Source organism: Priestia koreensis (assembly GCF_022646885.1).
Taxonomy (GTDB): domain Bacteria; phylum Bacillota; class Bacilli; order Bacillales; family Bacillaceae_H; genus Bacillus_AG; species Bacillus_AG koreensis_A.
The window spans coordinates 78,423-93,536 of record NZ_CP061869.1; the positions used below are offsets into that span (position 1 = coordinate 78,423).

At 35.8% G+C, this 15,114-nt stretch carries 15 protein-coding genes and 2 pseudogenes; 11 read left to right on the forward strand and 6 right to left on the reverse strand.

Annotated elements, in window-relative coordinates; translation table 11 throughout:
* The first annotated feature begins 4 nt into the window (after positions 1-4).
* Positions 5-139: a hypothetical protein gene (locus IE339_RS24735; RefSeq protein WP_277933993.1), complete on the forward strand. Its 135-nt coding sequence runs from the start codon at positions 5-7 to the stop codon at positions 137-139.
* A 191-nt stretch (positions 140-330) separates the two neighbouring features.
* Here the strand turns inward: IE339_RS24735 and IE339_RS24075 are convergent, their stop codons facing one another.
* Entirely contained in the window at positions 331-534 is a 204-nt protein-coding gene (locus IE339_RS24075; protein WP_242176492.1) for an alpha/beta-type small acid-soluble spore protein, read from the reverse strand.
* A gap of 360 nt (positions 535-894) precedes the next feature.
* Between IE339_RS24075 and xerS the strand changes: the two genes are divergently transcribed.
* Positions 895-2,010, forward strand: a complete 1,116-nt coding sequence (gene xerS, locus IE339_RS24080; RefSeq protein WP_242176493.1) for a tyrosine recombinase XerS — start codon at positions 895-897, stop codon at positions 2,008-2,010.
* Between the two features lie 465 nt (positions 2,011-2,475).
* On the opposite strand, the gene IE339_RS24085 is transcribed toward xerS, so the two are convergent.
* A complete protein-coding gene (locus IE339_RS24085) occupies positions 2,476-3,609 on the reverse strand; it encodes a Shedu immune nuclease family protein (RefSeq protein WP_242176494.1) in 1,134 nt (377 codons plus the stop codon).
* 515 nt (positions 3,610-4,124) lie between these two features.
* Between IE339_RS24085 and IE339_RS24090 the strand changes: the two genes are divergently transcribed.
* Both IE339_RS24090 and IE339_RS24095 read left to right on the forward strand, forming a co-directional pair.
* Positions 4,125-4,913 (forward strand): hypothetical protein, encoded by a 789-nt coding sequence (locus IE339_RS24090; protein ID WP_242176495.1) that lies wholly within the window; start codon positions 4,125-4,127, stop codon positions 4,911-4,913.
* A 166-nt stretch (positions 4,914-5,079) separates the two neighbouring features.
* Positions 5,080-5,409 carry a peptidoglycan recognition protein family protein gene (locus IE339_RS24095; protein ID WP_242176496.1) on the forward strand — a complete coding sequence of 110 codons (330 nt, stop codon included), beginning with the start codon at positions 5,080-5,082 and terminating at the stop codon, positions 5,407-5,409.
* Between the two features lie 240 nt (positions 5,410-5,649).
* Here IE339_RS24095 and IE339_RS24100 read toward each other — a convergent pair.
* A pseudogene (locus IE339_RS24100) lies at positions 5,650-5,808 on the reverse strand (hypothetical protein); the annotation flags it as partial.
* Positions 5,809-6,006: 198 nt separating this feature from the next.
* Between IE339_RS24100 and tnpB the strand changes: the two are divergent.
* The 3 genes and pseudogenes from tnpB to IE339_RS24115 all read left to right on the forward strand — a co-directional run.
* Positions 6,007-7,179 carry an IS200/IS605 family element RNA-guided endonuclease TnpB gene (tnpB, locus tag IE339_RS24105; protein ID WP_242176498.1) on the forward strand — a complete coding sequence of 391 codons (1,173 nt, stop codon included), beginning with the start codon at positions 6,007-6,009 and terminating at the stop codon, positions 7,177-7,179.
* A 339-nt stretch (positions 7,180-7,518) separates the two neighbouring features.
* Positions 7,519-7,854, forward strand: a complete 336-nt coding sequence (locus IE339_RS24110; protein ID WP_242176499.1) for a hypothetical protein — start codon at positions 7,519-7,521, stop codon at positions 7,852-7,854.
* A gap of 118 nt (positions 7,855-7,972) precedes the next feature.
* A pseudogene (locus tag IE339_RS24115) lies at positions 7,973-9,309 on the forward strand (IS3 family transposase); the annotation flags it as partial.
* 99 nt (positions 9,310-9,408) lie between these two features.
* Here the strand turns inward: IE339_RS24115 and IE339_RS24120 are convergent.
* Complete coding sequence (locus tag IE339_RS24120) at positions 9,409-10,263, reverse strand: polymorphic toxin type 44 domain-containing protein (protein WP_242176500.1); 855 nt, start codon at positions 10,261-10,263, stop codon at positions 9,409-9,411.
* Positions 10,264-10,930: 667 nt separating this feature from the next.
* The gene (locus IE339_RS24125) at positions 10,931-11,311 is read right to left on the reverse strand and encodes a helix-turn-helix domain-containing protein (protein ID WP_242176501.1); all 381 of its coding nucleotides are present in this window, start codon (positions 11,309-11,311) and stop codon (positions 10,931-10,933) included.
* 60 nt (positions 11,312-11,371) lie between these two features.
* On the opposite strand from IE339_RS24125, the gene IE339_RS24130 reads away from it, so the two are divergent.
* Positions 11,372-11,617 (forward strand): hypothetical protein, encoded by a 246-nt coding sequence (locus IE339_RS24130; protein ID WP_242176502.1) that lies wholly within the window; start codon positions 11,372-11,374, stop codon positions 11,615-11,617.
* Between the two features lie 270 nt (positions 11,618-11,887).
* Complete coding sequence (locus IE339_RS24135; RefSeq protein WP_242176503.1) at positions 11,888-12,223, forward strand: hypothetical protein; 336 nt, start codon at positions 11,888-11,890, stop codon at positions 12,221-12,223.
* 85 nt (positions 12,224-12,308) lie between these two features.
* Here IE339_RS24135 and IE339_RS24140 read toward each other — a convergent pair whose 3' ends face one another.
* Positions 12,309-13,328 (reverse strand): CAP domain-containing protein, encoded by a 1,020-nt coding sequence (locus IE339_RS24140; RefSeq protein WP_242176504.1) that lies wholly within the window; start codon positions 13,326-13,328, stop codon positions 12,309-12,311.
* Between the two features lie 150 nt (positions 13,329-13,478).
* Here IE339_RS24140 and IE339_RS24145 point away from each other — a divergent pair, with 150 nt between their 5' ends.
* Both IE339_RS24145 and IE339_RS24150 read left to right on the forward strand, forming a co-directional pair.
* Positions 13,479-14,387: a hypothetical protein gene (locus IE339_RS24145; protein WP_242176505.1), complete on the forward strand. Its 909-nt coding sequence runs from the start codon at positions 13,479-13,481 to the stop codon at positions 14,385-14,387.
* Positions 14,378-14,935, forward strand: coding sequence for a hypothetical protein (locus IE339_RS24150; RefSeq protein ID WP_242176506.1), 558 nt, complete (start codon positions 14,378-14,380; stop codon positions 14,933-14,935). Before IE339_RS24145 ends, IE339_RS24150 begins: the two co-directional genes overlap by 10 nt.
* Positions 14,936-15,114: the final 179 nt, after the last annotated feature.

Genomic DNA, 15,114 nt, shown 5'->3' on the forward strand with positions numbered 1-15,114 from the left:
TAGTATGAAAAAAATTATCGTTGCTGTTGTTGCTATCGCATTTATTGGAGGTTTTGCAATCTCCGCTACACCTCATAAAGATGTAGCTATCGAAAAAGAGCCAGGGCCTTTAAAGTCAACTGTAGTAATTAAAGGGTAATTAACTACTATCTAAAGTTTTATCTCCTTTTTTAAAAGATCTGTCCGTAACATGTAAATATATGTTGCAGACAGATCTTTTTTATTACGACTGCGAAAATTAAGAAGACAGCTTATGAATTTGAAACATTGAAAAAGGAAAAATGAGTGTTCATTTTTCCTTTAGGCAATATATTATAAGGTTTTTTTTACTTAGAAACGTCCGCCACCAAGTTGTTGTTGAGCAGCTTGCACAAGACGTTTTGTGATCTCGCCGCCTACTGATCCATTTGCACGTGCAGTTGTATCAGCACCGAGGTTTACACCAAATTCACGAGCGATTTCATACTTCATTTGATCAATTGCTTGTTCAGCACCAGATACTAGTAATTGATTGCTGTTATTGTTATTTGACATCTGTGTCACCTCCTCTTTTTTATAACTTCTCTCAGATGTAATAGAATTATACTAAGAATGTAATAAATGTATCTTCCTACGACACTGATCAAAACAAATCTAATGACAAGGCTTATATTCATTTTAGTTCTTCGTTCAAATTTATTTTGATAATATTTGCGTTAAATTTAAGTTTTGCGATATTTAATTGACCCTTGATACTTCCCGTTGATAAAATTAAAAGATAACGTTAGTAAGACTGTTCATGCTCTACTAGCTACTATTTCTTTACATACCTTGGCTAAACAAGTTTTATTCATAATATAGCCTTTACATATAGGTCATAATGTCACATACAATTTAAAGGAAGGAAGATGCCGATTGCCAAATTCTCGACAACACCAGATTCATGAAGAGCGTTTAAAGGATATGCTTCTCTCTATGCCCTTCTATGTACAACAATTTGTGGATGACAAACTCGATACACACTCTTCCTCTACTCTCTTAGGCTATTTACACGACTATAAGCTCTTTTTTGAGTGGTTAATGGCCGAAGGGTTTGCGGATTGCGAAGAAATGAAGGATATTCCTTTAGAGGTATTGGAAAAGCTTCCGTTAGAAGCAGCCAAGTCATTTTTTAAGTTTGTGAATCGTAAAGAGATCGTTGTATCACAAAAAACAAACGAGAAGAAAAAGCCGGAGCAAGTTTCGACCAACCGTAAGATATCAGCGCTACGATCTCTCTTTAAGTATTTGACGGTTGAAACGGAGAATGACCAGCAAGAACCCTATTTTTATCGAAACGTCATGCAGAAGATCACGGTACACAAGAAAAAGGAAACATTGAATGCGCGTTCTGGACGTATCTCGAAATCCATTTTTCATAAAGATGAAGACGTGAAATTCCTCTCCTTTGTTAAAAATGGATATGAGCATACGCTAACCAAAAGGGCCAAGCCCTATTTCTATCGTGATGTAGCTCGGGACTATGCCATTCTTTCTCTTTTCTTAGGTTCAGGAATTCGCGTGAATGAATTGGCAAACTTGCGCTTACGTGATTTAAACTTTACGACGAATGAGATTGCTGTTGTACGTAAAGGAAATAAAGAAGATATTGTATCGGTTGTCCCCCAGGCTATGGAGGATATACAGGACTATTTAGAGATACGTGAAAGAAAGTATCGATTAGAGAAAGACGAAGATAGCTACTTGTTTGTTACGCGCTATGAAGGTCATGCTTCCCCTCTATCTGTCCGATCCATTCAACAAATGGTGAAGAAATACAGCAAGGCGTTTCAATCCAATAAGTCCCTCTCTCCTCATAAATTGCGTCATACGTATGCCACGCAGCTAGCCGAGGAAACGGGTGATTTAGTACTAGTCATGAATCAGCTAGGTCATAGTTCGATGAATACGGCTGTACTGTATACCAACTCAGATAAAGAACGAGCGCGGGAAGCATCGAAGAAGTTAGGTGAGAAACGAAAAGATTCGTAACATATTTACAAACAGATCTGAACTGCTGAACAATTCTAATTTGAATTCTTTAGTATAGTTCAGATTTTTTCTAGTTTTATAGCCTTCTTATTGGCAATTAATTTGATTTTCATCCTCTCTAGTTGTTATGCTCTTAAGACATTCTAAATGTACATAGAAGGAAACTCTGCCCATGTAGGATGTAACAGTTTTTAACTATATCTTTAAACCAAGTAGATATATTTCAATCCGCGCATTCGTTCGTATAGGATGCAACAATTTTTCGTACATAATAAAAAACCTTCCTCTCCAATTTCAATCCACGCATCCATGTAGGATACGACTGGTAAGAGAAATAGAATAATTACAGTTCAGCCTCATTACAATGCTGGTTTTACAAAGGTTTTATGAATTGGTCAAGATTTTTAACAATAGGAAACAAGATAAAAATTGCATAAAAAGAGGAGGGAATGCTCTCCCTTAAATTTACTTTGATAATAAATCTATTAAGTGATTAACTTTCATAAACAATTCATCAAAAGTAATGACTATGACATTTTTTAATTCTTTTCTGTATAATTCAAAGGAATGTTTTAGGGCAGGTTTATCCAATGTATCAAATCTTCCTGCAATTACTACACAGTTCGGATTAATAACATCAAAATCAATGGGTTTCTGACTCCTTATATTATTAACTAAAATCTGTGTATATTCACTTTGAAGTGAGCCTTTATATGTCAGCACCTGACTTACTGCACCAGCTAAATCCTTGTGCACAGAATGTACTCCTGCTCTATATTCAGTTGTATTTAACAAAGTGGTGGAAGGAGTTTTTATTTCAATTAAAACTGCATCTTTGGAAAATGGATTAGCATAAAGGAAGTCAACAACTTTACCTTTATCATTATTTGTAGTTTTCCCTCCAACAAAAGCCTCATTATCAATAAGTACTGTTGGGTTTGAAAATATTTGACTTAAAACCCAAGTATTTTCTTTAAGTAAGTCTTGCCAATACTTCTCAGAGCTGTTGTCTTTATTTTCTTCCCAAACAGATAGTATTTTTTTAAGATTTGCAACACCAACTAAAGAATTTAATTGGTCTAAATCCTTTTCACCTAACTTGAGAAATTTATCTACTATTTTCTCAGAGTTATCAGTATTTACAATCCACTCTAAAGTTTGCTCAAAAAGCTCACTCTTATCATCATTTAATAATTGAGTAAATAGTTCATTGTTACCTTCAAATAGAGCAATTACCTTTTTAAGATCAGTATTATCCTTAAAAAAAGAGTAGCTTCCATGCTTAACCCCATACTCTTCATGTATAGTGTAATACTTTTTTATTTCAGTAAAGAGAGTGAGCATTTCACCTGACTTGATTGCAAGTTTAATCCATTCATCAGCTTTTAATTTGTTGTTGTCTAATTCTTTGTGGTCTTCCCATAAATCCTTTTTTTTCTTTTTTTGAAAAATAAAACATCCTTTAACTGATGCATCAGAATTATGCTGGTTATTAACTAACTCAGGTCTAAACAAAAGTCTTGTTGTATCAGTTTCTCTAAGAATAATGTCTTCTCCGATCCCAGAATCACTAGAAGTTGTTTGAATTGAAATGCTCATCTCTTTTCCCCTTTTCAGCCTAATTTTATTGAAAATTATACCATTAATTCAAACTTAAGTAGACATAATTATCTATAAATCTCCAAAAATTTCATAAAAAAAGAGGGAGGAAGAGATCCTCACCTACTGTTAAATTGAAATCCTATAATGTAATTGTCCAAAACTCCATGTTATCTAGTAATATGTCATATGGTGATTTTATTTCACCCCAACTAATGTAGCTCTTTAAACTTTTGAAATTGACTTTTTGCCATGTTTAATTCCTCTTTTCCCATTTTGATACACTTATGATAACAAACCCTTACCTCTTAAAAGCCAAAAAAATTAACACCAATCTTTAATTTTCCTTATTTTTCAACATACAGGAACTAACTCTCAGAGTAGTTCTAAAGACTTGATTTTTTGTTATTTTGTATCGTTTTCACACCTTCGACAGCTCCATAAAATTACTTATGTTGGATTAAAAGGAATGTTATAATGTGAAAATCTTATGATTAAGAAAGGGATGTTTATCAATGAGGAAACGAAAGCCGCTCTCTACTGTACTATTTTTGACTCTAATAATCGCACTATTTAGCGCTTGCTCTGGGAAAGATGAAGAGTCCTCTCCACCTTCAAATAATGATAAAAATAAAGAAAGTACGGAAACGTCATCAAACCCATCTTCTGAGACCGATGAAAACACAAACAATTCAACCGATGATGAAACATCTAGTAAACCTTCCGATACCAATGGAAGTAACAATACCACATCAGACGACCAAGCAACCAAAAACAATGATGGGACAAAATTAGACAGCGATACGAGTAAAGATAACAGCAACAAAAATTCAGAGTCCCAACCAAATAAAGATAGTAACAGCTCAAAATCAGAGGATACGGCTAAAGACGAAACCGCTGCTGGAAGTCCCACTGGTGAAAACCGAAAAGATTCCAGTGATCCTGATAGTCATTTAAAGAACTTTGATTTGGATACGTATTTAAATACAAACTACATTATTGAAGGTGCTCACTATAAAACAAAGAACTTAGGTAAGATTAAAGGGACAGATCGAATCGATTATAAAGTAGATATTCTGCCTAATACGAAACAATTCGGGCAAGAAATTGATACAATCTTTAAAAACGGCGCACCAAATGAGGATAAACGAACAGATGCTATGATGAATATTAGTCGAAATATCCTCGTTGATTTACCTGTCATTAATCGTAAAGTTCATATTGATTCGGTTAACTGGGTTTCATATGATGGAAAATCCCAGGTCATGTTAGTTCAAGACTTTGAACAAAGTACCATAAAGTAAAATAGGTTCGACCTAGATCAGGACAAATATGACTTTGTCCTGATTTTTTATGGAGTTTTACCTAGATATTCTTTGAATATTGCTGAGATTTTTGAAGCGAACATCCACTGTATGATTAATTTGTAAAAGCTTTTACAAACAAATTCATGTAGGGAGTGTTGGTTAAATGTTGAGTATTACAAGAAAAATCTCTAAGTATAATTTTTCAAGTCGTAACGGAAATTCAGTTAATTACATTGTCGTTCATGACGTTGGTGTAAAGGGCCAAACAGCTAAGAATAATGCGGACTACTTCGGTGGCGGAGATCGTCAATCGTCAGCTTATTATTTCGTCGACCGTACATCTATTTATCAAGTCGTTGAAGAAACGAACAGCGCATGGCATTGTTGTGATGGACATGGGACCTATGGTATTACGAACGCAAACTCCATTGGGATTGAAGCGGCGGATATATTCATGAAGATACGATCAAAAACACCATCGACCTTATTATGAAGTTACAAACGAAGTATGATATTTCACTTAGTAAAGTAGTACGTCATTATGATGCGAGTCGTAAAAACTGTCCTCAATTCGTGAACTACCCGCCACTTAGCCCCCTTACGGGTTGCTTGAAGTGGGGGCTTCCAAGATCGTAAGACCTTTTCTTTTATTGCATCTTCATCCACGCCTAAACGGTCGTGTCCGATGCCTTTCCTTCGCGGCGTTCCGACCGCTAGAAAAAATCGAGACAAATTATAACGTCATACCTTGTTTCTTCAAAACACGAATTCCATAGTGTTTGAGATTTAATCCGGCATTATAATCTCGATCGATTTTTGTGCAACACGTGTCATTTTGGCACACATACACACGATCAGAGAGCGAAAGGTTATCGTGGAGATGTCCGCATTGACTGCACTGTTTACCATTTTGACCGAGAAGACCCCCACCTCAAGGAATGATACGGTCGTAGCCCAGTGAGTAGGTGGGGGATGAATCGGTCTTTTTCACCCCCGATGGGGTGTTGCATTTTCTTCCTTGTTTGGTACAATAAAAACCAGAACACAAGTTCTTAAGTGAAAAGACCTAAACAGAAAGGAGGAAAACCACGTGATTCTAAAGGCATTTAAATTTCGCCTCTACCCCAACCCAACTCAACAACAGCTCATTCGTCAGACAGTTGGATCAGCTCGTTTTGTGTTTAATTTTTTCTTAGCTCAACAAGAGCGTCAAGTAGATCAATATTGGGCAATTACCAATGAAATGGTCCAAAACGGTCAGTTGACGGAAAATAAGTGGGGAAAACATTATTTTAGAGCCAATCAAACGAAAAAAGAAATTGTGTTACTTAAGAAACACTATCCTTGGTTAAAAGAAGTCGATAGTATTTCTCTTCAAGCTGCTGTAGAAGCATTAGATGACAGTTACTCACGCTTCTATAGCAAACAAAATGAACGACCACGGTTTAAAAGTAAGCGAAATAAGGTGCAATCGTACACCACAAAATGCGTGAATCAAAACATCCAATTGGATGGCAACTGCATCAAATTGCCCAAATTAGGGTGGGTTCGCTTTGCGAAGAGCCGAGAAGTAACAGGTCCCATTCGTAAGGTGACGGTTCGTATGAATGCGTCTGGTCGCTTTTTCATTTCCATTCTTACTAAAATAGAGGTCAAAGCCCTTCCACCAACCTCGAAAGAAGTAGGCATTGATGTGGGATTAAAAAAATTCGCTACGCTTTCAAATGGTGATGTGGTGGAAAACCCGCGTTTTCTGCAAAAATGGGAGAAAAAACTTCAAGATGCCCAACGAATCTTATCACGACGAACCATCGGTTCAACCAATTGGCACAAACAAAAACAAAAAGTAGCCCGAATTCACGAAAAAATCACGAATACTCGAACGGATTTTCTACATAAGCTCACGACCAACCTCATCAAAAAACACGATGTGTTGGCAATTGAAGACTTACAAATCCAATCCTTGTTGAAGAATCATCAAAATGCAAAAGGAATTAGTGAGGTATCGTGGTATGAATTTCGCACAATGCTCGAATATAAAGCTGCGTGGTATGGCCGAACAGTGATTGCCGTTGGGAAAACGTTTGCGTCATCTCAACTTTGTTCCACGTGTGGAACGAAAAATAAAGAAGTGAAACAACGGAATCTCCGCAAATGGACGTGTGTTTCGTGTCACACCCATCACGATCGAGATTTTAATGCCAGTCTCAATATTCTTGCCGAAGGCAAAAGACTCTTGCTTCTCGGTTCTTCTGCCTCCTAAACAGAAGAACCCAACCGTCGGTACGACGGGGCTAGCCTGATAATGTTTACTCCAACAGGAGTAATGACCCAGGAATCCCCCACTTCAAGCGACCCGTAAGGGTGGTAAGTGGCGGGTAGTTCAATAGCACCACCACTATGACTAAGGGTTGTCAGTAGCGATTAATATTTTTTGCATACATATAAGCAAATGAAGGAAATAGACCATCCGGAGAAGAATAAAGAACGTGTAGAAAACAACCCAAGATAAAAAAATGAAAACATCAATGAGCTATAACCAGAGTTAGGCGAGCATAATTTATAAGAATTCACATTTCGATATAAAGGAGACAATTTAACCATGGTATCACTTGAAAGGCGATTTCCTATATTAGTTGCTTGCAAAGAGTGCCAGTCAACAAACATTTATGAAGCAGATGGGGAAGCGCGATGTTACGGATGTAAAACAGCCATTGCGAATGAAGATCAACTGTTTGATGTAGATGTTACTGATCCTGATTGGGTAAAGACTTTAACGCTTGAAGATAGTCACAATGCCTTACGTTATATGATTAATAATTGCAATAGAATAATAAATAATAAAAATGATCCTTATCACGACATAAAATCCAATGTTGCAATGGCTGTTCTTTATCATAGTAGAACTGATACAGATAATTTCAGACGAATTAGATAATATACGATAAGAGGCTGGGACATAACTAGCCAAAAATAACGAAAAAAGGGTTCACGACCTCTTTGAACTGCACCCTAAAAGTTAGACACGATCTAACTTTTGGAGGTGCAGTTTTTATATGGCTGAATTTACATCACTAGAGAAAATTCAAGCAGTCAAACGTTATGTAGAAGGGATGGAAGGATATAAGAGTATAGCGAAAGAAATGGGCGTATCTACGTCTGTATTTCATACTTGGATTCAACTCTACCGTTATCAAGGAGAATCAGGGTTTAAAAAACGCTATACACCGTATTCAATAGAAGATAAACTAAAGATACTATCTTATATGAACGAATACGGGACATCTATCCAAGAGACAGCTGCGATCTTTAATATTCCCTCTCACGCTACGTTGTTAAAATGGGAAAAACAATTTTAAGAGCGAAGAATAGATGCCCTGAAATCAACGAAAAAGGACGTTAAAAAGAAAGCAGACCAAGAGACTCAAACAGAAGAATCGATGGAATCACTTCAAGAGGAAATCAATCGTTTACGCATGGAGAACGGCTATTTGAAAAAAGTTGAATACCTTAGTTTAAAACAAGGAAAGATTACTAAACAAGACAAAGCGAAAGTAATTCATGAACTAAGGGGAGAGTTTCCAGTGAACGCTCTTTAATAGTGGCAAGATTGCCCAGAAGCACTTATTATTATCGTGTCAAACGATTCAATCGACCAGATAAAGATGCTTCCTTAAAGAAAGTTATTCAAGAGATCTGTGATGAACATCATGGGCGTTATGGGTATCGTCGTGTAAAAGCGGAGTTAACCAATAGAGGCTATCATGTAAATCATAAAAAAATTCAACGAATCATGAAAGAACTAGGTCTAACCTGTTTAGTTCGTATGAAGAAATATCGTTCTTATAAAGGAAAAGTAGGAATAGTGGCGGAAAATTATTTAAACCGTCAATTTGAAGCAAAGAAACCGAATCAAAAATGGGCAACGGATATAACAGAATTTAAGCTATTTGGAGAGAAACTCTATCTATCTCCTATGTTAGATGTGTTTAATGGAGAAATTATTGAATACACCATTGGCTCTAGACCTACCTACTCTTTTGTCTCTGATCTGTTAGAAAAATCGTTGAAGCATCTAACCGGAGAAGACCAGTTATTGATTCATCCCGATCAAGGATGGCATTATCAGATGAAACCATTTCGTCATATCTTCCGCCAACGACATATTACTCAAAGTATGTCTTGCAAAGGAAACTGTTATGACAATGCCGTTATGGAAAACTTCTTTGGTATTCTTAAATCTGAAATTCTTTATTACAATGAATTTACAAGAATCGAACATTTTAAGGAAGAATTAGAAAAATACATACACTACTACAATCATAAACGTATCAAACCAAAATTAAAGGGCATGAGCCCGGTACAGTACCGAATTCATGCCCAACGAGTTGCTAGAAATATTGTCTGTCTAACTTTATGGGGTCACTTCAAAGCGCCAAACGAAAAGGTGGTTTTTCTAGATTAAAAAACTAATTATACAAAAATATAAATACTATTTTCCGTACTTTACTGCATCATTATATCCTAACGTAATTGCATCTTTGTCTTTAGCATCTTCCTTTTGTCCTACACCTTTTCCAATAGCAGCTCCGGCCTTTAATAAAACCGTTTTACTAAATAAAAGCTCGCCTACATAAGAATAATTATAATTTCCGATATATTCACTATTTATAATTTTTGTTCCTGCATATGTAGTAGCCTGCCACTCCTTATACCAATATTTATATCCTGGTTGAATTTTATAGTCCCAAGGGCCCTTTTCCCTTACCTTACCAACAAAATATCCCACCGCTGCAGGATACGCACCTGTTGGACTTGTTCTTAATAAAGATTCATAAAGAGTTTTTAATTCTTTACGATTAGCCACTACTAAACTTGTAAGATTAATTTTAGGTAATCCTGGATCTACAGCATAAGGTGTAATGCTTTTATTTCTATTGTATGTATTGTTTTTATAATTAAATGGAGAAACATTTGAATTATCATTAATATCTACAAGATTTCCGTTTCCTTCACTGTAAGCAATTTCCGTAATTTCTTCTGGCGTAGCTACTTTTACTTCGAAATCATTTTCTACATGAGCAATTCCTTTATCAACAAGAAAGTTAATACTAGAAATCTTGTCTAAAAATTCATTATAAATATTAGGATTTACATTTAAATCTTCTTTGTTTCCTAAAAACTCTAATTCACCATTTTCTTCAATATTGAACAATTTTAAATCTACTACTCTGTCATAAACATCATCTGCATTATTAAGAGTATACGCCTCGTCAGCATAAACGTTTGATGTAACTCCTAATAAAAGAGATGAGACTAAAAAAGAACCTATTAACTTTTTAAACATAAAACAAATCTCCCTTTTGTAATATTTTTGTAACATAAAATACATTATATTACAAAAAAGATACAAAAACTACCTATATATTGAAAATATACTTATATTTTCCTATTATTTGATATGTTTATAGTAATGAATAGGAATATTGGATAGAAAATTAGTTCTGCTATCATAAACAAACCCATGATTGGATTTGGTATGTCACCTCTATTGCTCATAGGAAAGGTGCTGGTAAATGCTTTTAGAAGTATAGAAAAGTATGGAATAAAAAGCAGGATCGACAAATAATTTTTCTTTGTCTGCCCTAGATAAAAAGGAAGAATTTTATATGAAAGGATTGGTATGACAACCAATAAAATTAAATAAATACCCAAAATTATAAGTGTTATTAAATCAAAATTAATATTGGTAATCCTATTTATTCTATAGATATTAAGCATAGACTCTATTACAAACAAAAGTATGACCGCAAGTAATATACTAATAAAATTTAACTTTATAAAGAATTTCATTTGTTAATTACCTCCATAAAATTTAATTCTTTAAACCCATTTATAGTTGAACTATCCGCCACTTCACGACTTTTCGCAAAACGAACAAGACCTATTTTCGGCAATTTTACGTGATTATCCAAAACAGTAATATTACCGTTTGCGCATTTCGTTGTGTACGTTTAAACAGGATTCTTTTTTGACTTAAAACGAGGCTCATTGTTTTGTTTTTTGTAATATCGAGTGTACGAATCATTTACGATCTCAATGGACTTTTGAAGGGAGATACGATCGACTTTTTTTAAGAATGGATCGGGCTTTTTCAGTTCACGAACTGCTTTAATGGATTGGTTCTTGTTAAAAAATCCACCCTTCCAATTGCTTTCTGTAAGTTGACCGTTTTGTACCATTTCGTTGACCATGTACCAATACTCATCTTTCTCTTTTTGCTTGCCGACAAAATAGTTAAAGACAAAGTGAGAACTTCCAATCGTTTTGTTAATCAGTTCAATTTGCTTTTGATTTGGATAAAGTCGAAATTTGAAAGCCTTTTTCACTACCATCGATTTTCACCTCCTTGTAATATATGATATACCATTTTCCAGGAGGAACGAGCAATAAAAATGCAATCAGTTGTGTTACGATTTCCAAAAGTATTCGTAGAGAAAGTGGATGAATACAAAGAGAAAAAAGGGTTCGGCACTCGTACTCAAACAATCTTTCATCTCATTCAAGTAGCACTCGACCAGTCGGACAAGCGATCCCTTGTCCAAAGGCGATTCATTCCCCACTCACTCATGGGGCTTCGCCCTTCACATTCCTTGAAAATGGGGGTTTTCTCCCCTATTTCAGATAAACCTTATGATTAAGAAAGGGTTGTTTATCAATAAGGAAAAGAAAGCTGTTCTCTACTGTACTATTTTTTACACTAATAACTGCACTATTATATATTAGATAGCTTGTGTAGAACACCAAATGCAGGAAATGAATCATTCAGAGAAGAATAGAGAAAGTGTAGAAAACAATGTGCACGAAGGTAAAATAACTAGAAACATCAATGAGATATAAGAAGCAGAATTAGACAAGGATCATTTAATGGCTTTTAAATTTTGATATAATATAAAGGAGACGATTTAATCATGGTATCACTTGAAAGGCCATTTCCTATATTAGTTGCTTGCAAAAAGTGTCAGTCAACGAACATTTATGAATCAGATGGGGAAGTGCGTTGTTACGGATGTAAAACAGCCATTGTGAATGAAGATCAACTGTTTGATGTAGATGTTACTGATCCCGGTTGGGTAAAGACTTTAACTCTTGAAGATAGTCATAATGCCTTACGTTATATGATTAATAATTGCAATAGAATAATAAATAATACAAATGATCCTTATCACAACTTAAAATCTAATGCTGCAATGGCTGTTCTTTATCATAGTAGAACCGATACAGATACTTTCAGACGAATTAAATAATATAAAATACGAGCAAGAATAATTTATACTCTTGCTCGTAAAAAAGACAATACATTAAATATAACTCTATATGGTAATTTGTCTATCACCAGGTACGGCCAAAGAACTCTTGCACCCAGTATTTACGACCATTCCACTCAAACAGACCAATGCCGATATGCGAATAGTCATGATCCATGATGTTGTCGTGGTGACTTGGACTATTCATCCAGCCATCCATCACGCTTTCAGCCGTATGATATCCGAGTGCGATATTTTCCCCATACATTCCTCTACTGAAATAGGGCACGTTCCCCATCTTAATTAATTCATCTTCTTTTCCATACGTGGGTGATAGATGAGCAAAGTAGCCATTGAGCGCCATGTCTTGCGCTTTAATGCGCGCAATCGCACTTAACACTGGATCAATGATTAACGGCTTCTCTCCTACTTTCGACCGTTCGCTGTTGACCATATCCCCTACTTGTTTCTCCTCTTGTTGGAGGGTTAAGTCTAATACAAGCCCAATGGACTTCTCAATCGGTTGCTGATCCAATCGATATAAGAACGTCATAATCTGCCCACGTGAAATCGGCGTATTGGGTTGAAACGAATCATAAGTTGGCTGACTGCCGTATCCCACCGTAATATGCTGATCATACATCCACTGGACAGCTTCTTCCTTGCTAAGTCTCTTTTTCGTCATAGCTTCCGCGAGAATCGTTGCAACCTTCCCACGAGTGATGGACAGAGACTGTGCTTTTTTGTCCAATTGATACGATAGGTTGTATTTTTGAGCTAACTTATAGACGCTGGCACTCCAATTCGAGCTACTAGACGTCGTTTGGGCTAATTCCTCACCATCTACGTAACGAATCAAGAACGCCAAGTATTGCGCTTCTGTGATGCTAAGATCGGGCTTTAGAAGCATTCCTTCATCTGTCTTATATCCTTCTGTAATGCCCTTCTCAATTCCCCACTTCATTGCTTCCGACCAATAGGCATTTGCACGATAATCCTTGTATGTATCCGTTGACGTTTCTGCAGCTGATGAAGGTTGGCCGTTTCCTAGCAGAACACTCACCGTCATAAGCGCTCCTACTCCCCACTTTGTCCATTTTTTCATGTTCTTTTCCCCTCTCCTTTGGTCATATTGACTCTTCTTCCTCTATTTTAATGGCAGACCCAAAAATAAAGGAAAATATTTCTTATGTATATATTAACATAAAGTGAAAATAATGTTATAATTAAAACAGAAAATAAAGGAGTTGGTAACATGAAGGCGTTTTTCATGACGATGATTGGTTTTGGTGTTTTTTACGGTATCTATTATATGATTACTCATTTCCATACCGTACTGTACTGGGGACTAATTGGAATAGGCGTGATCTTTGGACTGAGTCTATTAGCCAAAGCCATTGAAGGTATTCAGACCTGGTTCATGAAGACATTTCGAAGTGAAGAGTATGAGAAACGAATGAATGATCTCATGTTTCCTCCTAATGCAGATAAACATATTCATCTCAAAGATTTGCAAGAGATATTTGATAGAGAAGTAAGTGAAATTTCATTTGAAGAAGCATGTGATCGAATTCATAAACTACCGACTCAGGGAGACTATACGTTTGTGTTTGCAGTCAACGACCAAGATGAATTATATGCAATTCTTCCTAAACCCAAAAGAGGTGTTAAGGATTGCCCTGAAAATAAGTTTTATGCCTTACCATTAAAAGCAAGGTATGAGAATGAATCTTTAACTTTTGATAAAATAAGAATTTATTCACCTCTACACAAAATGCCTGAACTCTTTTCACAAAATCAATTTAGTCATTTTTTTGATGCTTCGTCGTCTCGAAATTTAAACTCAATCTGTGCAAAGTTAGTGGAAAACATTTATTACTTGTATTACATAAATAACATCCAAATCCCCTATTTTGATAAAAGAAGAGAGTTAATGCAAGAACTAGAGGAAGCTATAACAGCAGATGATTATAGACGTGTATGTATGGAACTTGAAGAATTAAAGACTCCTAATGCTGATGTTGTAAGGATGATGCTCCCAACTACTAGCCCAAGTCCTAAAGAAATTCTCAAAAGCTTGGGTCATGATTTTGACAATGATAAAAACGAAGAGAAGTCAACGATAACATTACATAAAGAAGGTGACAAAAACGAATGGATTTAACCGAAAAACAACAGGAACTACTTGAGATTGCAAAACAACATCGCAAATATTTTGCGACCAGAACCATATGGGATGAATACGCTAAAAAACATGACCTGCCCCGTATGTCTTCTTATATCTATCGGTTTGGCTCCGTACAAAAGGTCAAAGACCTCTTAGAGATCAACCCTAACTATAGCCAAACCGAAGCATTCATCGAACTAAAAAAAGAAGAAATTCGCAACATTTTAAAGGAACACGGCAGCCACATTGAAAATCGTACCCAATGGGACGAATACGCGAAAGAACATAAATTACCGACCTATAAAACGCTTGTTAATTACTTTTCATGGGAAGAAATCTTAAAACTTTCCGGAAGGCCGAAAAAGCGCAAGTTTACAAAGGAAGATTTAATTCCGATTGCACGTGCTCATTTGGACCATTTTCGTTCTGTGGGGAAATGGAATGATTACGCCCAAGAACATGACTTACCGAGCGCGATGACGTTTATCCGTACATTTGGTTCGTGGAAATTGGCACGGAATGCTGTTTTATCATTTAACAGATAGATTATGTTGGTAAAGAGCCTACAAACATAATTATTAAAGCATCTCAAAAGCAAAAAAAGAGAGCAATTGTCCACTCTTTAAGAAGGATAATTGCTTTCTTTTCACTACATTCGTCGTACAAGATTATTATATTTTCATATGAAATACTCTTCTAACAGATCCATAAATTCTTGTTAGCG